Annotated in this window: 21 protein-coding genes; 15 read left to right on the top strand and 6 right to left on the bottom strand. The window is 64.1% G+C overall.

What is annotated here, in order from left to right; genetic code table 11:
* The first annotated feature begins 16 nt into the window (after nucleotides 1-16).
* The 14 genes from H6851_01475 to H6851_01410 all read left to right on the top strand — a co-directional run bounded on the left by H6851_01475 (nucleotide 17) and on the right by H6851_01410 (nucleotide 13,251).
* The gene (locus tag H6851_01475) at nucleotides 17-517 is read left to right on the top strand and encodes a hypothetical protein (protein MCB9942280.1); all 501 of its coding nucleotides are present in this window, start codon (nucleotides 17-19) and stop codon (nucleotides 515-517) included.
* A gap of 3 nt (nucleotides 518-520) precedes the next feature.
* Nucleotides 521-1,321, top strand: a complete 801-nt coding sequence (sctJ, locus tag H6851_01470; protein MCB9942279.1) for a type III secretion inner membrane ring lipoprotein SctJ — start codon at nucleotides 521-523, stop codon at nucleotides 1,319-1,321.
* A gap of 5 nt (nucleotides 1,322-1,326) precedes the next feature.
* A complete protein-coding gene (locus tag H6851_01465) occupies nucleotides 1,327-1,956 on the top strand; it encodes a hypothetical protein (GenBank protein ID MCB9942278.1) in 630 nt (209 codons plus the stop codon).
* A complete protein-coding gene (locus tag H6851_01460) occupies nucleotides 1,949-2,584 on the top strand; it encodes a hypothetical protein (protein ID MCB9942277.1) in 636 nt (211 codons plus the stop codon). Before H6851_01465 ends, H6851_01460 begins: the two co-directional genes overlap by 8 nt.
* Entirely contained in the window at nucleotides 2,581-4,041 is a 1,461-nt protein-coding gene (locus H6851_01455) for a FliI/YscN family ATPase (protein ID MCB9942276.1), read from the top strand. The genes H6851_01460 and H6851_01455 overlap by 4 nt, the downstream gene beginning before the upstream one ends.
* Complete coding sequence (locus H6851_01450) at nucleotides 4,041-4,532, top strand: YscO family type III secretion system apparatus protein (GenBank protein MCB9942275.1); 492 nt, start codon at nucleotides 4,041-4,043, stop codon at nucleotides 4,530-4,532. Before H6851_01455 ends, H6851_01450 begins: the two co-directional genes overlap by 1 nt.
* Complete coding sequence (locus H6851_01445) at nucleotides 4,529-5,593, top strand: FliM/FliN family flagellar motor switch protein (protein MCB9942274.1); 1,065 nt, start codon at nucleotides 4,529-4,531, stop codon at nucleotides 5,591-5,593. The genes H6851_01450 and H6851_01445 overlap by 4 nt, the downstream gene beginning before the upstream one ends.
* Before the next feature lie 3 nt (nucleotides 5,594-5,596).
* Nucleotides 5,597-6,247, top strand: coding sequence for a type III secretion system export apparatus subunit SctR (gene sctR / locus H6851_01440; protein MCB9942273.1), 651 nt, complete (start codon nucleotides 5,597-5,599; stop codon nucleotides 6,245-6,247).
* Nucleotides 6,248-6,260: 13 nt separating this feature from the next.
* Entirely contained in the window at nucleotides 6,261-6,530 is a 270-nt protein-coding gene (sctS, locus tag H6851_01435; protein ID MCB9942272.1) for a type III secretion system export apparatus subunit SctS, read from the top strand.
* Between the two features lie 7 nt (nucleotides 6,531-6,537).
* Nucleotides 6,538-7,365 carry a type III secretion system export apparatus subunit SctT gene (gene sctT, locus H6851_01430; GenBank protein ID MCB9942271.1) on the top strand — a complete coding sequence of 276 codons (828 nt, stop codon included), beginning with the start codon at nucleotides 6,538-6,540 and terminating at the stop codon, nucleotides 7,363-7,365.
* Nucleotides 7,362-8,429: an EscU/YscU/HrcU family type III secretion system export apparatus switch protein gene (locus H6851_01425; GenBank protein ID MCB9942270.1), complete on the top strand. Its 1,068-nt coding sequence runs from the start codon at nucleotides 7,362-7,364 to the stop codon at nucleotides 8,427-8,429. The genes sctT and H6851_01425 overlap by 4 nt, the downstream gene beginning before the upstream one ends.
* Before the next feature lie 282 nt (nucleotides 8,430-8,711).
* Nucleotides 8,712-10,478, top strand: coding sequence for a peroxidase family protein (locus H6851_01420; protein MCB9942269.1), 1,767 nt, complete (start codon nucleotides 8,712-8,714; stop codon nucleotides 10,476-10,478).
* Complete coding sequence (locus tag H6851_01415) at nucleotides 10,475-12,400, top strand: glycosyltransferase (protein MCB9942268.1); 1,926 nt, start codon at nucleotides 10,475-10,477, stop codon at nucleotides 12,398-12,400. The genes H6851_01420 and H6851_01415 overlap by 4 nt, the downstream gene beginning before the upstream one ends.
* A gap of 134 nt (nucleotides 12,401-12,534) precedes the next feature.
* A complete protein-coding gene (locus H6851_01410; GenBank protein ID MCB9942267.1) occupies nucleotides 12,535-13,251 on the top strand; it encodes a hypothetical protein in 717 nt (238 codons plus the stop codon).
* A 62-nt stretch (nucleotides 13,252-13,313) separates the two neighbouring features.
* Here H6851_01410 and H6851_01405 read toward each other — a convergent pair whose 3' ends face one another.
* The 3 genes from H6851_01405 to H6851_01395 all read right to left on the bottom strand — a co-directional run bounded on the left by H6851_01405 (nucleotide 13,314) and on the right by H6851_01395 (nucleotide 15,626).
* Nucleotides 13,314-13,637 (bottom strand): winged helix-turn-helix transcriptional regulator, encoded by a 324-nt coding sequence (locus H6851_01405; GenBank protein ID MCB9942266.1) that lies wholly within the window; start codon nucleotides 13,635-13,637, stop codon nucleotides 13,314-13,316.
* 127 nt (nucleotides 13,638-13,764) lie between these two features.
* Nucleotides 13,765-14,571 (bottom strand): class I SAM-dependent methyltransferase, encoded by an 807-nt coding sequence (locus tag H6851_01400; protein ID MCB9942265.1) that lies wholly within the window; start codon nucleotides 14,569-14,571, stop codon nucleotides 13,765-13,767.
* Nucleotides 14,568-15,626: a glycosyltransferase family 4 protein gene (locus H6851_01395; GenBank protein ID MCB9942264.1), complete on the bottom strand. Its 1,059-nt coding sequence runs from the start codon at nucleotides 15,624-15,626 to the stop codon at nucleotides 14,568-14,570. Before H6851_01395 ends, H6851_01400 begins: the two co-directional genes overlap by 4 nt.
* 53 nt (nucleotides 15,627-15,679) lie before the next feature.
* Here H6851_01395 and H6851_01390 point away from each other — a divergent pair, with 53 nt between their 5' ends.
* Complete coding sequence (locus H6851_01390) at nucleotides 15,680-16,003, top strand: hypothetical protein (GenBank protein MCB9942263.1); 324 nt, start codon at nucleotides 15,680-15,682, stop codon at nucleotides 16,001-16,003.
* A 15-nt stretch (nucleotides 16,004-16,018) separates the two neighbouring features.
* Here H6851_01390 and H6851_01385 read toward each other — a convergent pair whose 3' ends face one another.
* The 3 genes from H6851_01385 to hemA form a co-directional block, all read right to left on the bottom strand.
* Complete coding sequence (locus H6851_01385; GenBank protein MCB9942262.1) at nucleotides 16,019-16,417, bottom strand: 6-carboxytetrahydropterin synthase; 399 nt, start codon at nucleotides 16,415-16,417, stop codon at nucleotides 16,019-16,021.
* 86 nt (nucleotides 16,418-16,503) lie between these two features.
* Entirely contained in the window at nucleotides 16,504-17,463 is a 960-nt protein-coding gene (locus H6851_01380; protein MCB9942261.1) for a dehydrogenase, read from the bottom strand.
* Nucleotides 17,460-18,671, bottom strand: coding sequence for a 5-aminolevulinate synthase (gene hemA / locus H6851_01375; protein MCB9942260.1), 1,212 nt, complete (start codon nucleotides 18,669-18,671; stop codon nucleotides 17,460-17,462). The genes H6851_01380 and hemA overlap by 4 nt, the downstream gene beginning before the upstream one ends.
* Nucleotides 18,672-19,599: the final 928 nt, after the last annotated feature.

The following is a 19,599-nucleotide window of genomic DNA, read 5'->3' as shown; positions in this document are numbered from 1 at the left end:
TGAAGGGAAGGAAGCGATGACCCAGTCCATTGCACCCGTGGCGGCACTGACCGTGACGATGCCGGCGGCCACCGGCACGGCCGGTTCCATCGGCTCCGCAGGCGACATCGGCCGTGGGACGGTCATAAGCTGGAATGAGCTTGTGGAACGACATTCCGCCATGGCCGGGCCTGCGGGGAACCGGGGCGTTTCATTCGATCCGGCGACGCTGGGTGACCGCATCCTCGCTTCGGTGCAGGGCATGCGCGAGGACTATCAGCGGATGGTCGGCGATGCCCAGAACATGCTGAAACCGGGGCCGGCCGAAGGGGCGCTGACGGCCTCGTCGGAGAATGTGATCTCGCATGAGGTGGCCACATCGCAGGCGATCGATCCTCATGCGACGGCAATCGACGAGATTCGCGGGATGCTGGCCATGCAGCTCGATATGGGGCGCCTGATGGTCCATGAACAGCTGATGTCGAGCACGGCCGGGCGCGGCAATCGCAGCCTCGACACCCTGTTGCGCGGTCAGTAGGTCATGCACACGGCCATCCCTGGCGCACGCGCGCTCAGACTCGCGCTCTCCCTGTTGACGCTGCTGGTGCTGGCCGGCTGCAAGACGGATCTCTACGGCAATCTGAGCGAGCGCGATGCGAACGAAATGGCAGCGATCCTGCTGGACAACGGGATCGATGTCGACCGTGAGATCGCCAAGGACGGCACCATCACCCTGTTCGTCGAAAAATCGGATTTCGCCTCATCGGTGCGATTGCTGACCGATGCGGGCTATCCGCGCGAGTCGTTCATGGACATGGGCACGATCTTTGGTCGCGATGGTCTGATTTCCTCTCCCGTCGAGGAACGCGCGCGGTTCATCTTCGCCTTGAGCCAGGAACTGTCCGATACCCTGTCGCGGATCGATGGTGTGCTGTCGGCGCGGGTCCATATCGTCCTGCCGGACAACAATCCGTTCCGGCAGGCGGCGATGCCGTCGTCGGCCTCGGTGTTCATCCGCCATCTGGACAGCGTCGATCTCGGCATGCTGGTGCCCGAGATCAAGACGCTGGTGGCGAACGGTATCGAGGGGGTCGTCTATGACAATGTCTCGGTGGCCTTGTTCCCGGCGAAGATCGAAGCTCCAAAGGGGGAACAGCGGCATCTGGCAAATTTCGCCGGCATTCGCCTGGATCCGTCGAGCTACAACCTCGCCGCGGTGCTGATCCTCGGCCTCCTCGCCCTGACCCTGGTATTCGCCGCAGCCGCATCGGTGATGTTCCTCATCTGGCGTCGTCGTCCAGGTGAACTCGATCTCATTGAAGAAATCAGGCAATTGCGATGACGGAGATGTCGACGGCATCATCGGGTGTCGACCACGCCCGACGCGCTCCTTTCGTGATGATCGACGCCGATGGCGTCCACGAGGACTGGTGGCGTGACGGCCTGTCGGAGGTGGTGGGTGGCGTATCCATGCTGGATTGGCTGCGTGCCGGGTCGCGTTGTCGGGCGCGACTGTTCGGGCAGTTGCTCGAACGGCTGTCGATAAGGCTGGCGCCGGTCGATGCCCGATCCACGCTCGGTCGGCTGCTGGCCATGGACGGCGGGGATTTCGAGCGAATCCTCAAGCGGATCGGCCTGGGCTGGAACGGTGCGCTGATGGCGCGCGAGATCGATCGCACGGTGGTACGGCACGCGGTCGAGTCGGTGGGGGAGGCGGCCTATCGGCGGTCGGTCGGCGGGTATGCCGTCTGGGGCAGGCCGGCGCCCGACCACGAAGACGGTGCTGTCGCGCTGGAACGCATGTGCGAGGACGGAATTTTCTGCCTGCGGTTATGGGCGGCTCGTAACGACCAGGATGGAATCCGTCAGCTGTTGTTGCGCCTGCCGCCGGAAAACCCGGATCTTGACGGGATCGAGGATGATGTGGCGCGGCGCGCTGCGGCTCTCGTCGAACGCGAGGTCCAGGCCGATGACTGAGCAGGTTCCCGGCGATGGCCAGTGGCCGCGGATCAGGAGTCAGGAGAAGGTCCTCAAGGCGCCGGCGATCGAGCACCTGAGTTCCATCGACCGCTATGCTGAAGTTGTCGATGGTCGTGCTCGGGAGATTATCGCCCAGGCGGAAGGCCTGCGCGAGGAACGGCAGCGGGAGGGATATGAGGCCGGCCTGGCCGAGGGACGGCAGGTCATGCTGCAACTGCTGCTCGCCCAGCAGGACGCAACCGGGCGGATGCTGGCCGAACTTGAGGAACGGGCCGTCGGGCTGGTGATCGAGGCCACGCGCCGGGTTGTCGGCACGCTCGATCACGCCGAAGTCATGGCCCGCATGGTGGCCCTGGGGCTCGCGGATCTGCGCGGGTATCGCGAACTGACGATTCTCGTTCCCGCAGGTTTCGCTCAAAGGCTGAACCAGCCCCTGCGGCGCCTCGTACAGAAACGCCTGCCGGAGGCGGAGGTGGTGGTCCGCGGCGACGAAAACCTCGCCGTTCCGGATTGCCGGATCGTCACCGAAGGCGGCTTCCTGCAGCTCTCGGTCGAGGCCCTGATTGATGGGCTCGAACGGGAGATCCGCGAGCGTATCGCCAGCGACAGGCAGGCCCTGTCATGACCGGGGAGGGGCAGCGCCTGCAGGTGACACTGGATCCGGCGTCGATCGGCCAACGATTTTCGACCCTTCTCGGGACGATGGAGCAGGCCATCATCCACGGCCGCATTCACGACCACACCGGGCGCATCGCGAGAATTTCGGGGCCACTCATCCGCGCGAGCCTCCCGGATGCCCGCATCGGCGAGCTGTGCGCGCTGCGCAGCGGACCCGACGATACCGATCCGGTCATGGCCGAGATCATCGGCATCGACGGGCCGCACGCCCTGCTGTCGGCCATCGGCGACGTCGATGGGCTGTCGACCGCGACCGAAGTGGCGCGCCGTGCCGGCGGGATCCCCGTTCCGGTAGGCGAGCGGGTAATCGGGCGCGTGCTCGATGCGCTGGGGAGGCCGGTCGACGGGCGGCCGCTGGAGCCGGGCGAGAGTGCTCCGTTGCGCCACGCCGCGCCGGACCTGATGTCGAGGCGGATGATCGATCAGCCACTCGCCATCGGCCTGCACGCCATCGATGCCTTTCTCACATGTGGAGAAGGTCAGCGAGTGGGAATATTCGGCAGTGCCGGAACGGGCAAGTCGTCCCTTCTCGCCGCGATCGTCAAGCAAAGCGAGGCTGATGTCGTGGTCGTGGCGCTGATCGGCGAACGTGGCCGCGAGGTACGCGAATTCGTCGAACTGCAACTGGGTGCGGCCGGCATCGAACGGTCGGTGCTGGTCTGCGCGACGTCGGAGCGCTCGCCACTGGAACGGGTGAAGGCCGGCCATACGGCCACAACCATAGCAGAGCACTTTCGCGACCGTGGACAGAAGGTGCTGCTGCTGTTCGACAGCGTCACCCGCTATGCCCGGGCATTGCGCGAGATCGGCCTGGCGCGCGGCGAGCCGCCGGCCCGGCAGGGCTATCCTCCATCGGTCTTTGCCAGCCTGCCGGCATTGTTCGAACGGGCGGGTTGCAGCGAGCGCGGCTCGATCACGGCATTCTACACCGTTCTGGTAGAGGATGACGAGACCGCCGATCCGATTGCCGAAGAGGTACGTTCCCTGCTCGATGGACATCTCATCCTGTCGCGCAAGCTCGCCTCCCAGGGGCAATATCCCGCCATAGACGTGCTGCAGAGCACGAGTCGCGTGATGCGCCGCATTGTCAGCGAGGATCACGACGGAGCGGCACGTTTCATCCGCCAGCTGCTGTCGGCCTACAACGACAACGAGATTCTCATCCGGCTGGGAGAATATCAGCCGGGTGCTGATGCTCTCCTCGATGAGGCCGTCGACAAGTTCGACGATATCCAGGCCTTCCTGCGCGACAGTGGCGATTTCGGAACCATGCTCGATCGTCTGTTCGCGCTGGCAGCACCGTCGGTTGGCGATGTCCGGCCGGACGATCCGGGTGACGACGATCCGGGCGACGAGGATGCGGGTGACGGGGAGAACCATTCACGGCAAGAGATGGAGGCGTGATGCAATCGTCGCTCGATCCCCTTCTGCAATTGCGTCATCACCGCGAACGGCGGGCGCAGCAGGACCTCGCCGCCTGTCATCGAAACCTGAACGATTGCCGCAACGATCTCGGAGCGGCCCTGGCCGAATGCGAACAACATCGCCTCGACCGCCTCGACTACGAGACACGCTTCCGCAAGGAGGTGGAGGGCAGGAAGGTGAAAACGCTCACCATCGAGTTGTTCCAGCTCCAGCTTGATTCGATGCAGGTGAAGGGCGAGTTGCTGGCCAGCCGTGTCGAAGACCTGAAAAACCGGGTGGCCTCCGCCAGTGCCGCGCTGGCGGAGGCGCGGAACGCCTGGCAGTCCCGCCGCCGCGACACCGAGCGGCTGGATCACCTCGTCGGCCTTGCCCGACGTGAGCAAGGCCGTGCGCATCGGCGCCGCGAGGAATCCGTGCTCGACGACCTTTCGCCATCGCTGCCATCCTTCGCCGCCGGAGGCCGCCAATGATGTCGGCACGGGTGATCGATCCCGAGACGGGAAGTGGCTTCGAACGCTTCATTCCGCGCCTGGTCACGGGAGAGGAGGCGCATCGGCGACGTCTGGTGTGCCGCCGCCGCAAGGCCTATGAAATGCGGCTCGGTTCGACCGTGTTGCGTCTGCGACCGGAAATGGAGCTGCGGCTGAGCGATGGCCATGTGCTCGACCTGCTGGTCGGCGGTGTGCCTGCGCGGCTGGTCCTCGACCGTGCCCTGCGGCACAGGCTGCTCACGCTGGCCCGCGATGACCTGCCGATGCTGAGCCTCGGTCCTGAGGTCGAGGGGCTGGTGTTCGAGCGTCTCTTCGAGGATGTCCTGCCCGCCGTCGAGCGGCGTTTCGGTGCGGTGGCGCTGGGGGTTCGGCACGTGGGCAACGCCTTTGCCGGCCGTCGCGACTTCAGCCTTGAGATTCCGGGCGAACGGAGCTGGGCACTGTCGTTGCTGGCGCCTCACAGCCTGTTGAAGCGATTTGACCTGGTCTGGCAAAGGCAGCCGGTCGTCCGTCGACCGGTGGATCACGTGCCGCTCGATCTCGGCGCGAGAATCATGCGCACCCGACTCGATGGCCGTCAGATTGGCGATCTCGATACCGGCGACGTCGTTTTCGGCGATGCCGCGCCACCCGAGCGGGGATTCCTCCTCGGCGTGGTCGAGCCGGCGCTGGCCGTGCCGTTGCGCGTCGACGGCAAACGACTGGTGGCGGCATCGCGACCTGTAGCCCTCCGTAACCTTCCTCTCCCCTGGCAAAGCATGATCGAGGATCTGATGACCGATGAAACCGATCAGGACCAGGCCTGGGGCGATGTCCCCGTCGACTTGGTGTTTGAGTTGCAGCGGCTGCGATTGCCGCTGGGCGAACTGCAATCGATGGAGGCCGGCCATGTGCTGGAACTCGATCGGGCATTGAACGAGGCCGTCGATATCCGGGTCAAGGGGCGGCGGATCGGACGTGGCGAACTTGTCATGATCCACGACCGTCTGGGTGTTCGGATCGTCTCGCTGAGTGGCGAGCGCCACGACCCGGAAAGCTGAGCCATGCTCAACCTGCCCGATCCCTTCACGCTGATCGTCGTCCTTCTGCTGATGGGGCTCGTGCCCTTTGCCGTGGTCATGATGACGGCGTTCGTGAAGGTGGTCGTCGTCCTCTTCCTGTTGCGCAATGCCCTCGGGGTCCAGCAGACGCCGCCCAATCTGGTGCTTTATGGCATTGCCGTCGTCTTCACCGGCTATGTGGTCGCGCCGATCTTTTATCAGATTTCAGACATTCTCACTTCGCCGGATATCTCGATCGATACGGCTGTCGGCCTGCAGACCGCCGCCGCCCGCGCGGTCGTGCCGGTCAAGGCGTTTTTGTCCCGGTTCACCCAGCCGGAGGAGACCGCGTTCTTCGTGGATGCCACGGAGCGGCTGTGGCCGCCCGACATGCATGCGGCGGCAAGCGACAATGATCTGCTCATTCTCGTTCCGTCCTTTGTCGTCAGCGAACTCACACGGGCATTCGAGATCGGCTTCCTTCTCTACCTGCCATTCGTCGCCATCGACCTTGTCGTCTCCAATGTGCTGCTCGCACTCGGAATGATGATGGTCTCGCCCATGATGATTTCCCTGCCCATCAAGCTTCTCCTGTTCGTCGCACTGGATGGGTGGTCGAAGCTGATGCACGGGCTGGTACTTACCTACAGTTGAGGAAGGGATCCAGGTGAACGAGAGCTCCATCCTCTACCATGCCACCGTGACACTCTATCTCGTCATGGTACTTTCCCTGCCGCCGCTCGGAGCTGCCACGATTATCGGCCTGCTGGTGGGGGTGCTGCAGGCGCTCACCCAGATCCAGGACCAGACCCTCTCCTTTGCGCTCAAGCTGGTCGGCGTCATCGTCACGCTTGTCATTTCCGCCTCGTGGCTCGGCAGCCAGCTTTACGCTTTCGGCCTGCAGATCTTCACCGACTTCCCCATCCTCACGAGGTAGGCGGGCAATGTCGCGGCTGCTCACCGACGCATTCGCCGGCTTCGACCTCGCCGCCCTGCTGTGGGCGGTGGCGCTTGCCGCGGCGCGCATGACGGCGATGATGTCGATCCTCCCGCTGATGGGGCGCAGCGGCCTGCAGGGGTTCGTGCGCAACGGCGTCGTGGTCGCGATGAGCCTGCCGGTCGTGCCGATGGTCTATGCCGACATCGGGATTCATGGCCTCCCCGGCGGCCTTGCCCTCATGGGGCTACTGCTCAAGGAGGGGTTCATCGGCCTGCTCATCGGCCTTGTCGTCTCCTTCCCGATCTTTGCCATGCAGATGGCCGGCGACGTCCTCGATGCCGAACGCGGTGCGACCATGGCCATCGATGCCAGCGAATCCGGCAACGAGGCCTCGCTCATGGGTGCCTTTCTGTCGATGCTTATCATGGCCTACATGCTGGTCTCGGGTGCCTTCCTCGCCATACTCGACGGTTATGTCGAAAGCCTGGTGATCTGGCCGCCGCTTTCCGCGCTGCCCGAATTCTCCTCGGCCTCGGGGGGGCAGGTCTTCCTCCTCCTCGATCGGCTGATGCTGGCGGCTGTTCTCATCGCCGCGCCCATGATGATCGCCATGGTGCTCACCGAGATCTCGCTCGCGATCACCACCCGCTTCGCCCCGAGCCTGAATGTCTTCGTCCTCGGACTGGGCGTGAAGAGCCTCGTCCTCTTCCTCATCATCCCGCTCTACATGAGCACGCTCGGCTCGCAGGCCGGCAATCTGGTCAGTGTCATTGCGGGGATCATCCCGCAAATGCGAACATTCCTGGCAGGCATGGCGGCAGGTGGCCCATGAGCGACGACAGCGAGGAAAAGACCGAGCCGCCGACAAAGCGCAAGCTCGACGATGCACGCAAGAAGGGGCAGATCGCCCAGAGCAGGGATATCGTCACGGTCACGCTGACGGTGACCATTTCCGCTTATCTCTGGTTTTCCAGCGGGTTGATATCGGATCGCCTGAGCGGATTGTTCGTCACGATGGGGCGTCTTTCCGAGGAGCCGCTGCGCGCGGTCATCGGCGAGGCCCTGCGCGAAGTGATGCTGGTCGGTATCGCCATTGTCGCGCCGGCGGTGATCCTGATCGTGCTGGTGGTCATCGTCACCAGCATCATCGTCAATCAGGGCATCCTGTTTGCCGTCGAGCCCCTGGCGCCGAAGTTCGACAAGATCAATCCGGCCAAGGGGCTGGAACGGCTCTTCGGATTGAAGCAGCTGATCGAGGCGCTCAAGTCGGCGATCAAGATCTTCTTCATCGGCCTCATCACGTGGCTGGTGCTGCGCGGTTACCTGCACGACCTGCTTCTCGCTCCGACCTGCGGTCCCGAATGCATGTTCGAAGTCACGCACTGGACGTCGTTCATGCTGCTGGTGTCCATTGCCCTGCTGTTCCTGCTCTTCGCCTTCTTCGACCACTTCCTGCAGATATGGCTGTTCCGCCGCGAGATGAGGATGTCGAAGACCGAGGTGAAGCGGCAGCACAAGGATCAGGAAGGCGATCCGCTGATCAAGAGCCACCGCCGCTCGCTGGCCCGCGATCTCGTTTCCGTGCTGCCCGACGACAGCATCAGCGAGACCACCGTTGTCCTCAATGACGGGTTTTCGCTGGCGGTGGGGCTGCGCTACGTGCCCAGCGAGGGTGCCGCACCCATGATCATCAATATCGCAGTCGGTGCGGGGGCGGAGCGCTTTCTCGAACAGACGGCCGAGCGGACGATCCCCCGGGTCGAGAGGGCCGCACTCACCCAGAAACTGGCCGAACAGGGCACGATCGGCCAGGCCGTGCCTCCGGAGCTGTTCAGCGAAGTCGCGCAGGCGATCGCCGCCGTCACCGCGTTGTCGGGACTTGGTGGAGGAGAGTGATGGAAGATTTCGCTTTGAAGATGTATCATTATTGAAAAATATTCCCCTTCAAAATGCATAGTAAAATAAATGAAAATAGATTCGTATGGCATGGATTCTAAGAACGAATAATGAGTGTAAAAGAATATATATTATAATACGCTGAAAAATCGAACCTTGAAAACTCTGAAGGACTGTTCAGGGGGTATGGAGTAATCTTCCCTGGAAAACAGGAAGGCCGTCAGCGATGTCGAATTGCCGGCTTTCCCCTTAACGAGACAGAGACGACACGGAGAAGCCTCCATGGCCACGATTGCCCAGTACGAGGGATCATTTCAGCGATCGCCAGCCCTGTTCCCGGGGCGAGGTTCCGGCCAGCGAACGGCGGGCGGTGGTTCGTCGGGATCCGCCGGATCGTCTTCGCCGAACGTCATTCAGGGCGGCATCAACGCTCTCTCGGGCCTTCTCGGCCGCCAGCAGTGCGGCAATGGCAATGGCAACGGCGCGAACCGGGATCAACTGGTCCAGCTGATCCAGTCGTTGATCGAGGTGATCGACAAGATCATCCTCGAATTGCAGGGCGAGCCCTATGACGGCAGCAACCCGCGCAGCATCGACGGTACGGGCAACAATGTGGCGCAACCCGGTCTGGGAGCTGTCGACACCGCGTCGATGCGGATGATGCCGGCCGAATATGCCGATGGCACGGGGTCTCCGGCCGGCGCCGATCGCCCCGGTGCCCGCGAGATCAGCAACGCGGTGGTCGCCCAGGGCGAGCTCACCGGCAATGTCGCCGATGCCAGCGACATGTTCTGGCAATGGGGGCAGTTCATCGACCATGACCTGACCCTCAACCACACGACGTCCCCGGAAAACATGGACATCTCCATCCCGGTGGGCGACCTGATGTACAACCCGTCCGGTCCCGCCGACCAATGGATGCCGTTCACCCGCTCCACCAGCGAGGCCGACAGCACGGGACAGCAACAGCAGGTCAACTCGATCACCGCGTTCCTCGACGGCTCGCAGGTCTATGGCTCGACGACCGAGGCGGCAAATGCGCTGCGTTCGTTCGAGGGCGGGCACCTGCGCACCAGCACCGGCGACCTGCTGCCCGTATCCGCCGATACCGGCCTGTTCGTCGGTGGCGACGAACGCGCCGCGGAACAGCCCGGCCTCACCGCCATGCACACCGTGTTCATGCGCGAGCACAACCGCATCGCCGACGAGCTGGCTGCGAAGAACCCGCAATGGGGCGACGAGCAGCTCTACCAGGCGGCCCGCGAGAAGGTCATCGCCGAGATCGAGGTCATCACCTATCAGGAGTTTCTCCCCATCCTGCTCGGATCGGACGCGCTGCCGCAATATTCCGGCTACGATGCCAGTGTCGATCCGCGAATCTCGTCGAGCTTCGCTTCCGCAGCCTTCCGGTTCGGCCACAGCATGGTGTCGCCGGAAATCCGGCGCCTCGATGCGAACGGCCAGTCGCTTGCCGGCGGCCCGCTGGAGATCAAGGACGCCTTCTTCAATTCCACGCCGATTTCGCAGGACGGTATCGACCCCTACCTGCGGGGGCTCGCGTCGCACGAGGCGCAGGAACTCGACGAGCAGATCATCGACCCGCTGCGCAACATGCTGTTCGGCGCACCCGGTGCCGGCGGCCTGGACCTTGCCGCCCTCAACATCCAGCGCGGCCGCGATCACGGCATTCCGTCGTGGAACGATGCGCGCGAGGCGCTGGGCCTTCCCCGCATCGAGAGTTTCGACGATCCGTCGCTGCGGGACGGTGCAGGGGCGAAACTCGCCGAGGTCTACTCATCCGTCGACGATGTCGATCTGTGGGTCGGTGGCCTGTCCGAGAAAGCTGCCGGAGGTGGATTGGTCGGCGAGACCTTCCGCGCCATTCTCGTCGACCAGTTCACCCGGACCCGCGACGGCGACCGCTACTGGTACCAGAACCAGTATTCCGGTGCGGCTCTCCGCGAACTGGAGCGTACCACGCTCGCCGACGTCATCGAGCGCAACTCCGGCGTGCAGAACCTGCAGGACGAGGTGATGAAGGTCGCATGATGTCGTCGGTCTCCGTCGTCACCCGGCTTCGTTCCTGCGGCCATCGGCTGGACCTGCTTGCGGCCGGCGTGGCGGCGCAGGACATGGCCCCGGTCGAGTGGCGCATCCTCGATGCCGGTCCGCAGGATGTGCGGGACAGGCTGTCGTCGCTGTCCCTGCCTGTCGACTACCGCCGCGTCGACGATCCGGCTTCGGATGAGGCCGGCATGGAAGCGCTGCTCGATGCCGCCGGTGGCGAGCGCATCGCCATTTTCGATGAGGGGGATTTCTACGGCCGTGGATATCTGCGCCGGATGGTCGATGCGCTCGACCGGTCCGGGCAGCCCGCCGCAAGGCTTGTCGCCTTCCTCGCCTATAGCAGGCGCCATCGCCGCTTCGGCCACTGGGACCAGCGCATCACCGCTGGTCCGCATGTCGACTGGGCCGGTGCCACGATGCGCTGGGTGGAGGCCGATGACGCCTTTCGCCGCCGTGTCGCGACGGGTATTTCGGGCGAGACCGGCGGTCTCGTCATCGACCGCGCCGCATGGCGGGAACATCGCCGGTCCTCAGGTGGCGACCGGTCGCTCGCCGCCTTCCTGCGCGGCCTCGCTGCCCGCAGAGAGTTGCTGCTGTTCGACGACCGGGACGGACTCCACCTGCGCATGTCCGGCGATCCGTCGGGTGGAGCGGCGACCTTCCCGCAATCGATCCTGCCCGATGCGATGGTCGAGGGCCTCCATCCGGAACTCGCGGCCTTTGCCCGGCGTGCCGGCGAAACCGACGCCGTGACCGGACGGCACATGCCGCCATCACCGTCCCGCGCGTCCCGGCCGGTAGCGGAAAAGGGGCGGGCCACCGTCGGCCTCAACATGATCGTCAGGAACGAGGCCCATGTCATCGAACGCTGCCTGCGCTCGGTGATGGACAGCATCGATTACTGGGTCATCGTCGATACCGGCTCCACCGATGGCACGCAGGACCGCATTCGCGAGATCCTTGCGGACATTCCCGGCGAGCTGCATGAGCGCCCATGGGTCGATTTCGGCCACAATCGCGGCGAGGCGCTGGCGCTCATCGAGGGCAGGAGCGACTACATCCTGTTCATCGACGCCGATGAAACCATGAAATCCGCCGATGGTGCCCGATTGCCGGAACTCACGGCCGATGCCTATGAAATCGAAATCAGGATGGAGACCTTCTCCTTTCGCTACCCGCGTCTCGTCCGCGCGGCATGCGGCTGGAAGTGGAAGGGCGTGCTGCACGAATATCTCGAAGCCGGCATGCCGCTGCGTCAGGACCGCATCGACGGCGTCTGGATCCATGCGGTCAGCGAGGGAGCCCGCTCCAGCGATCCCCACAAGTACCGTCGCGATGCCCTCGTGTTCGAGCAGGCGCTGATCGACGAGCCGGACAACGCCCGCTATATGTTCTACCTTGGGCAGAGTTATCGAGATTGCGATGATACCGATCGGGCCATTGACGCCTATCGCCGGCGTGTGGCCATGGGCGGATGGTATGAGGAGGTCTTCCAGTCGAAGCTGCAGATCGGGTTGCTCCTGCAATCCCGCGGCGACCGCCCGGCCGATGTCGCCGAAGCGCTCATCGATGCCCATGCCTTCGCTCCCCATCGCGCCGAACCGCTCTACTGGCTCGGGCAGTTCTGTCTCGACCGGGAGGCCTATGCGGAGGCGTTGCTCTATCTTTCCCGCGCTGCCGAAATTCCATTCCCGGCCAGCGACCTCCTCTTCGTCGACCAGTCGCTCTATGACTGGCGCTGCCGCATGATGCTGGCGGTTGCAGCCTACTGGACGGGCGATCATGCCCGTGCCGTCGCCCTCAACAACCGCCTCCTGCAACTCGATGGCCTGCCCGACAATGTCCGCCGGCAAATCACCGAAAACCGCAATCTGAGCCTTGAAGTCCTTGGACGGGCAGCCTGAACGAATAAAAGAATAAATTCCTTGAACTGTGACCGCGGTTGTGGCATATGCGTGGCATGGTTACCTGTTGCCCTCCTGTCACTTCCGCCACTTCAACTGCGCCACACCCACGCCGGAACACGCTGGCCGGGCGGATGGCGCGGTGGGGGTGCGCAAGGCTGTTGCGCTTCTGCTGGCTGCGGGCGACAGGACGTCAGGTGCTGGCGGATGCGGGTCGTCCGGAACTGCCGGAACGCGCGAAAGCGCTGGTCGCAGCCCTGTCCGGCCTGGGGGGCACGGATCGCCGTTGCCTGGATAGGACAATCCGGCCATGGGTGCAGGGGTGGTTCCGTGACCTGTGTTCGCGGCATTTCCACTGGCCCGAACAGGAGAATCCCGACGAGACCGAATGGCTCCGCTGGGCAATTTCGCGGAGCTTCTATCGGCCGCTGGATGCCCTGCTGCGCAGCGTGCTGCGGCATATGGACCGTCCGGAGCGCACAGGGAGCACGACGCCAGGCTCTCGCGAACCGGCTCCGGCGGCGACCCCCCCAGGCGCTGCGGAACGGGACCGATGCAAGCGGGACTTGCAGCAGGATCCGTACCACCAGCAGGCGCTGTCGCGCAGCCGCGGCCGGCGCCGTCTCGTGCGTCGCCTCGCAGATCTCATCGCCGGAAAGCTGATCGATGCGGGAAGGGCGAAGCTGATCGATGCGGGAAGGGCGCTGCCGGCACGGGCGGACGAACCGCCGCCGGACGCGTCGGCACTGCAAGGTCCCTCCCGGACGGCCGCGTCGAGGAGCGCATCGCCGGCACCGGCCGCCGGTTCCACGGTGACAGGAGGGGACAATCTCCGGGACGTCCGGACCTGAAAGGCCCTTTCGGGACCAATTCGTCAAATTTTACGAAAATCACCGGAGAAAGGGAGCGCCTGTCAGGCGCGGCCCTGCTGCGGGTCCGGTTCGTCCTTGCAGAAAAGCTCGTAGAGCAGGTCGAGGACCCGGATGACCTTGTCGTTCGAGAGGCTGTAATAGATCATCTTGCCTTCGCGCCGGGTCTTGACCAGCTTGTCCTGCCGCAGCCGGCCAAGCTGCTGCGAGAGGTTCGACTGCCGCAGTTCGACGGTTTCCCTGATCTCGCCGACCGACCGTTCCCCCTGGCTCAGGGTGCAAAGGATCTGAAGCCTATGCTCGTTCGCAATCGATTTGAGGAACCTGCTGGCGAGCGCCGATTCTTTCAGCATCGTATGCCCGACCATTTCTGCCTCCCATATCGTTGCCCTCTCGTCCATCCGCCGAAATACGGCTTGATCTGACCGGACAGAGGGATTTTGTCACTAGAATTCGGAATTCATATTATCCCGATGCCTTAAGCGATGATTATTCCTATCGTGAATCCGGTAGGAAAAGAAGATCAATGTGACCGACTGTCAGGTGTGAACGTCCCCGGTCGATCTGCGTGCGGCGCTGGTTCCGCCATGCGAGGGCCTCTTCCTTGTCGCAATCGTCCAGCTCCCGCGCCGCCGCGACGAAGCCGTCGAGCAGGGCCTGCTGGATGGACCGGTCGCCGGGCCGGAACACCCATGGGCTCGGCTCGGTCGACAACTGCCCCTTGCCCTTCAGCATGGTTTCGAGTTCGCCGGCGGCACTGCCGCCGAGTGCAGGACCGAATCCCTTGTCAGTGCGCTGATGGCGGTTGAACAGGTCCCGCATCGCCGTGTCGTGGAGATCGCCGGGCCGCCAGCGGATGCGGTCGTCATAGGTCAGGACGGCGAGCAGGGCCGCCTTGCGCCCGATCACCAACCTGACCAGTCTTTCGAGCCAGGTCATGCTGACGAGATCGAGCAGCGCGGAGCAGGTGACGATATCGACGGATGCGGGAACGATATCCTCAAGACTCGACGAGAGATCGGCCGCCACATAGAGGCAGCTGGAACGGCCCGTCGCCGGCAGGGTGGAGCGCCCCGCCTCGATGAGCGCCGGGTCGTTTTCGAGCAGGTACCAGTGCTGTCCCGGCGGCAGCACCGGTTCGATGGCCCGGAAGTTCGACCCGGTGCCGCTGCCCATGTCGGCGATGACCAGCCCCTCGCGGCCATCCGCCCACCGGGTCAGCATGCCGGTCAGCCGGTCCGAGCGCGCCGCGTGGTCGAAGGGTTCGCGCAGGCCGAGCCAGTCGGACGAAAAACCGCTCATCGAAACAGGACATCGCGGATGATCCCGGCCGTGGCGGGCCAGCGTGGAAGCCTTTCGCGGGCTTCCAGCGCCCCGCCATGCAGGCGGTGGCGCAGGGCGTCGTTCTCGATCAGCCGCCGCAGGGCGGATGCCATCGAGGTGGCGTTGCCCGGTGTGACAAGGAAGGCGGCATCGCTGGGCAGGATGTCGGAAACGGCCCCGCCGCGCGCGGCCACGACCGGCAGGCCCCAGGCGATCGCATCCATCAGCGCCATGCCGTAGCCCTCATAGAGCGAACTGGACACGTACAGGTCGGCCCGGGCATAGAGCCTGTCGAGCTTCTTGTCGTCGAGTTCACCCAGCAGCGAGATCCGCTCCTCGATGCCGCCGGTGATGATGACATCGCGCAACTGCCGCACCGCGGCGGACGACCGGTCCAGCGAACCCGCGATGTCGAGGTGCCATGGCAGGTCGTACAGGCCCGACAGGGCGCGGGCGAGCGTGACGAAGTCCTTGCGCGGAACGACGCTGCCGACGCTGAGCAGCCGCACCTGGCGGTCGTTCGAACCATGGGCCAGGGGCTTCTCGTCGGTTCCCGGCGGTGCCACCGTGATCCTGTCGGCATCGACCGCGAAATGCTCGGCCAGCATTCGCGCGGTGGTGGGCGAGGTGGTCACGACCCGTCTCGCATGGGCGAGCGCCATGGTCTCGCTCAGCCGGAGATTTTCCGCATCGACGGTGGGAATGCCGGTTTCGAGCGCCAGCGGATGATGGACGAGGGCGATGATGTCCAGGTGGGCGGCCAGCTTTTGAGCGATAGCACCCATGGCACCATAGGCCAGCCCGTCGATGATGACCGAGGTGTCGGACGGCAGCGACATCAGGCGGGCTTCGGCCACGTGCATGGCCTGCGCGGTCGGCAGCGGGAAACCGTCGCCAAGCGGCAGCGTCTCGATGGCCACGTCCTGGTTGCGCAGTTCGTCCAGTACCCGCCGGTCGTAGATGTAGCCGCCGGTGCGGATCGACAGGTCTCCCGGAAAGGCCAGAACGGCCGGACCCGTTTCCTTCCTGTTCATGTGTGCTAGCCTCCCGTCGCGGGATGGTCAGGGGCAGGAGAGGGGAACAGGGCATGGCGGATGATCTCGGCGGCCGCGGCGCGGCCCATCTGATGTACGGTTGTTATGCCCTGTCGCTGTTCACTGCCGTGCCGATCCTCGCGGCTGCGGTGATTGCCTATGTCTGTCGGGGTGGGGCCGTGGAGCCCTACAGGGGACATCTGCATTACGGTACTTCCACGTTCTGGTGGAGCCTGTTGATGGTCATTGCGGGTTCCATCCTGTCCATCATCCTGATCGGCTATGTCCTTCTCGCCCTGGCATGGGCCTACATCGCCTGGCGGACAATCCGTGGCTGGCTGCGCCTCATGGACGGTCGTCCGGCTCCGGGTCGCTGACCGGGTGCCGGGGGCTCAAAGGCGTCCTTCGAAGCCCGCCCAGGCTACATGGCTTTCGCCGAGCTCCACCTTGAGGGAGTGCAGGGCCTCGCTGCCCGGGCCGAGCCTGCCCGCCCGTATCGCCGCGACCATGCGGTCGAAGATGTGGCGGGAGAGGAACTCGGTGGTCGTGTTCTGACCCTCGAAGATGTCGAGTTCGTCGAGATTGCGGTAGTTGAGTTCGCCCAGGATGGCCTTGAGCTCGTCAATGGCCCGGCCGATGTCGACGACCACGTGGTCCTCGTTCATCGCCTCGCGACGGAATTCCACGTCGACCACATAGGTCGCGCCATGAAGCTTCTGTGCCGGGCCGAACAGGTCGCCCCTGAAGCTGTGGGCGATCATCACGTGATCGCGTACCCGTACGGTGAACATCAGCGCTCCTCCATATCCTCACGGTCGTCAGGTCCTTTTTTGCGTGGACCCTTTATCTTGGCATGCGCCGGTTCGCACCGGCGGCGTCATGCATAACGTACGATACTACCAATAAAGCTCAAGTCTTTGCCGGATAAGATTTTCACCATCTGCGGAAGATCGTCCAGAAGACAGTCGCTGAAATGTGTCACATCAATGGGAGTATCGCGCAAGAGTTTTGCCGCATTCGCGATTCTCCTTGCGTGAGTCCACTTCGCGGTTTGATGAAGCGGTATGTGGCCGACTTGCGAGCTCACCAGCTTCAGCCTGCGGCTGTGGAAGGCCGCACCGAGCGGAAGGCCGATCGTGCGTGCGCCGTGCCAGCTCATCTCGACGATGGTGCCCTCGAACCCGGCCAGTTCGAGCGAACGGACGAGCCCGGCCTCGCTGCCGCTGCAGTGGAACACGATGTCGGCATCCTCGACGATGCCGCATTCGAGCCCCAGTGCTGCCGCTGCCGCCATCCGTCCGGCATCGATGTCGTGGATCCGCGCTTCCGTGCCGGGGAAGCGCGCGGCGAGGCTGGCGGTGAGCAGGCCGATGACTCCCGCTCCCACCACCTGCACCCGGTCGCCGGCGGTGATGCGCGAATCCCAGATGGCGTTGAGCGCGGTTTCCATGTTGGCGGTGAGCACGGCGCGGCGCGGCGGCAGGTCGTCCGGCAGCACGGTCACCATCGCGGCCGGGATGTTGAAGCGATCCTGGTGCGGGTACAGCGAGAAGACCGTGCGGCCCACGAGTTCGGACGGACCTTCGGTCACGCGACCGACATTGCAATAGCCATATTTCACCGGGAAGGGGAAATCGCCTTCCTGGAACGGGCAGCGCATGCGCCGGTGCTCGCTGTCCGGCACCAGGCCCGCGGCGACGAGTTTCTCGGTCCCCTGGCTCAGGGCGCTGAACAGGGCTTCCACCCGCACCTCGCCCTCGCCCGGCGGCGGCAGTTCCTGTTCGCGTATCTCGCCTTCAAACGGTGCCGTCGACCAGTAGGCCCGGGCCGTCGTCATGCAGCTTTCTTGATGGCGAGCCGGTTCCAGACCTCGACGAGGGCAGCCACCAGTTCGTCCATCAGGGCGTCGTCATGCAGCGGGCCGGGGGTCAGGCGCAGCCTTTCCGTTCCCTTCGGCACGGTCGGGTAGTTGATCGGCTGGATGTAGATGTCGAACTCGTCCATCAGCATGTCGGTGGCGGCCTTGCAGCGCACCGGATCGCCGACGAGGATCGGGACGACATGCGAGGGCGAGGCCATCACCGGCAGGCCGGCTGCCGCCAGCCGCGCCTTGAGCGCCGCCGCCCGTTCCTGCTGGGAGTCCCGTTCGACACCGCTGGTCTTGAGGTGGCGTACCGAGGCGATGGCGCCGCCGACCACGGCCGGTGCCAGCGACGTTGTGAAGATGAAGCCGGCGGCAAACGAGCGCACGGCATCGACCAGCGCCCCCGATCCGGCGATGTAGCCGCCCATGCAGCCGAATGCCTTGGCCAGCGTTCCCTGGATGACATCGACCCGGTCCATGGCACCGTCGCGCTCGGCCACCCCGGCACCTCGCGGCCCGTACATGCCGACGGCGTGGACCTCGTCGAGATAGGTCATCGCGTTGTACTTGTCGGCGAGGTCGCACACGGCATGGATCGGGCCGAAATCGCCGTCCATCGAGTAGACGCTCTCGAAGATCACCAGCTTCGCGCGCTCGCGCGGCTGGGCCGCCAGCAGGCTTTCGAGGTGATCCAGGTCGCTGTGGCGGAATACCGCCTTCTCGCAGCGGCTGGAGCGCACGCCGGCGATCATCGAGGCATGGTTGAGCTCGTCCGACAGGATGATGCAGTCGGGCAGAAGCTGGGCGATGGTCGAGATGGCCGCCTCGTTGGCGACATATCCCGACGTCATCACCAGTGCCGCGGGCTTTTGGTGCAGGTCGGCGAGTTCGTGTTCGAGCCTGACATGCAGGTGGGTGGTGCCGGAAATGTTGCGCGTTCCGCCCGCACCCGCGCCATAGTCGCGCACTGCCTGCTCGGCCGCCGCGAGGACATCGGGATGCTGGCCCATGCCCAGGTAGTCGTTGGAGCACCAGACCGCGACTTCCCGGCGGCCCCGGTCGCATCGGTGGTCGGCACGGGGGAAATCCCCGACCTTGCGGGCGAGGTCCGCGAAGACGCGGTACCGTCCCTCACTTCGAACCTTGCCGACGGCCTGCTCGAAGTAGCTCTCGTAGTTCATCCACTCACGCCTCTGGCGAACGCGGCGCGCTGCCGGGTCGGACCCGGGCGCCGCCTGCGTCATAGTCAACACGTCATGCTCGCGTCAACAAACCGGGATGAAAACCCCGCACCTTGCCGCAGGCGGTCCGTTTCGGGGAACTCCTTGCGGCAGTGAAACCGACGCGTGCCACGGTTGCCACCGATTCGTTAACCTGGGGTTAATTCCCACCGGTTATCATCGTCGTCCGGAAAGGGGAGGAGGTGGTGGAACCGTATGATGAAGAAGAGGGAAGGAGAACAATGACGAAGGGGCGATGACCGGGGCTGGCATTGTTGCGGAACGTGACCCGAGACTTCGGGGCACGGCAGTTCTTCATGCCGTGACTTCGGCCGACCTTTTCCTGTGTCCGTCATGACATGCCGGCGTCATGCGGCACCGAATTCCCGTAATATCCGGTAATGTCTCTTTTTCGATGTGATATTGACCATTGGTTGATATCGTTTGAAGAATTTCGGCATGGAATAGCCGGTGAAGGGCAATAAACAAAATTTCGGTGTTAAAATCGGTACCGGAGCGTAGGAGATTGTTGTGATGGAAAAATGACGCGGACGTGACATTTCATCCACAGCCGGTTTCACAAGACCATCCCCCGACCTGTGGAAAACCGTTGCGGCGGACCCGCCGGACCGCGACCGGCGTCAAGGGGGAAACGGGTTGAGAACGGTTCGTTTCCGCAGCCTCCACCGTTGCACAAGTCACGCAAGAATTGATTGCTTGTTTGACAAGATCTCCTTTTGCTTGACGTGTTGCGTTGCAATGAAGCAGCCGCGGCCGGCTTTTACGGCCGATTCCGTGTTGATTGATATTACTCAATATAATCAATTGGTTATTTGACAAGTTGCCTGTCCTGTACGGTTTTTCGCTGCCGTATCGGGGCGCTGGCGGC

The sequence above is a fragment of the Geminicoccaceae bacterium genome, from assembly GCA_020638465.1.
GTDB lineage: Bacteria > Pseudomonadota > Alphaproteobacteria > Geminicoccales > Geminicoccaceae > JAGREO01.
The sequence above is the reverse complement of the archived record's forward strand: the minus strand, read 5'-3'. Positions and strand labels throughout refer to the sequence as shown.

Bases quoted from the DNA above. Each gene is read 5' to 3' on its own strand.
- H6851_01400 (MCB9942265.1), bottom strand. From the start codon at position 14,571: ATGAGCGGTTTTTCGTCCGACTGGCTCGGCCTGCGCGAACCCTTCGAC.
- sctT (MCB9942271.1), top strand. From the start codon at position 6,538: ATGTCGCGGCTGCTCACCGACGCATTCGCCGGCTTCGACCTCGCCGCC.
- H6851_01455 (MCB9942276.1), top strand. From the start codon at position 2,581: ATGACCGGGGAGGGGCAGCGCCTGCAGGTGACACTGGATCCGGCGTCG.
- H6851_01390 (MCB9942263.1), top strand. From the start codon at position 15,680: ATGGCGGATGATCTCGGCGGCCGCGGCGCGGCCCATCTGATGTACGGT.
- H6851_01450 (MCB9942275.1), top strand. From the start codon at position 4,041: ATGCAATCGTCGCTCGATCCCCTTCTGCAATTGCGTCATCACCGCGAA.
- H6851_01425 (MCB9942270.1), top strand. From the start codon at position 7,362: ATGAGCGACGACAGCGAGGAAAAGACCGAGCCGCCGACAAAGCGCAAG.
- H6851_01420 (MCB9942269.1), top strand. From the start codon at position 8,712: ATGGCCACGATTGCCCAGTACGAGGGATCATTTCAGCGATCGCCAGCC.
- H6851_01405 (MCB9942266.1), bottom strand. From the start codon at position 13,637: ATGGTCGGGCATACGATGCTGAAAGAATCGGCGCTCGCCAGCAGGTTC.
- H6851_01395 (MCB9942264.1), bottom strand. From the start codon at position 15,626: ATGAACAGGAAGGAAACGGGTCCGGCCGTTCTGGCCTTTCCGGGAGAC.
- H6851_01415 (MCB9942268.1), top strand. From the start codon at position 10,475: ATGATGTCGTCGGTCTCCGTCGTCACCCGGCTTCGTTCCTGCGGCCAT.
- H6851_01445 (MCB9942274.1), top strand. From the start codon at position 4,529: ATGATGTCGGCACGGGTGATCGATCCCGAGACGGGAAGTGGCTTCGAA.
- H6851_01385 (MCB9942262.1), bottom strand. From the start codon at position 16,417: ATGTTCACCGTACGGGTACGCGATCACGTGATGATCGCCCACAGCTTC.
- H6851_01460 (MCB9942277.1), top strand. From the start codon at position 1,949: ATGACTGAGCAGGTTCCCGGCGATGGCCAGTGGCCGCGGATCAGGAGT.
- H6851_01410 (MCB9942267.1), top strand. From the start codon at position 12,535: ATGGCGCGGTGGGGGTGCGCAAGGCTGTTGCGCTTCTGCTGGCTGCGG.
- H6851_01475 (MCB9942280.1), top strand. From the start codon at position 17: ATGACCCAGTCCATTGCACCCGTGGCGGCACTGACCGTGACGATGCCG.
- sctR (MCB9942273.1), top strand. From the start codon at position 5,597: ATGCTCAACCTGCCCGATCCCTTCACGCTGATCGTCGTCCTTCTGCTG.
- hemA (MCB9942260.1), bottom strand. From the start codon at position 18,671: ATGAACTACGAGAGCTACTTCGAGCAGGCCGTCGGCAAGGTTCGAAGT.
- H6851_01465 (MCB9942278.1), top strand. From the start codon at position 1,327: ATGTCGACGGCATCATCGGGTGTCGACCACGCCCGACGCGCTCCTTTC.
- H6851_01380 (MCB9942261.1), bottom strand. From the start codon at position 17,463: ATGACGACGGCCCGGGCCTACTGGTCGACGGCACCGTTTGAAGGCGAG.
- sctJ (MCB9942279.1), top strand. From the start codon at position 521: ATGCACACGGCCATCCCTGGCGCACGCGCGCTCAGACTCGCGCTCTCC.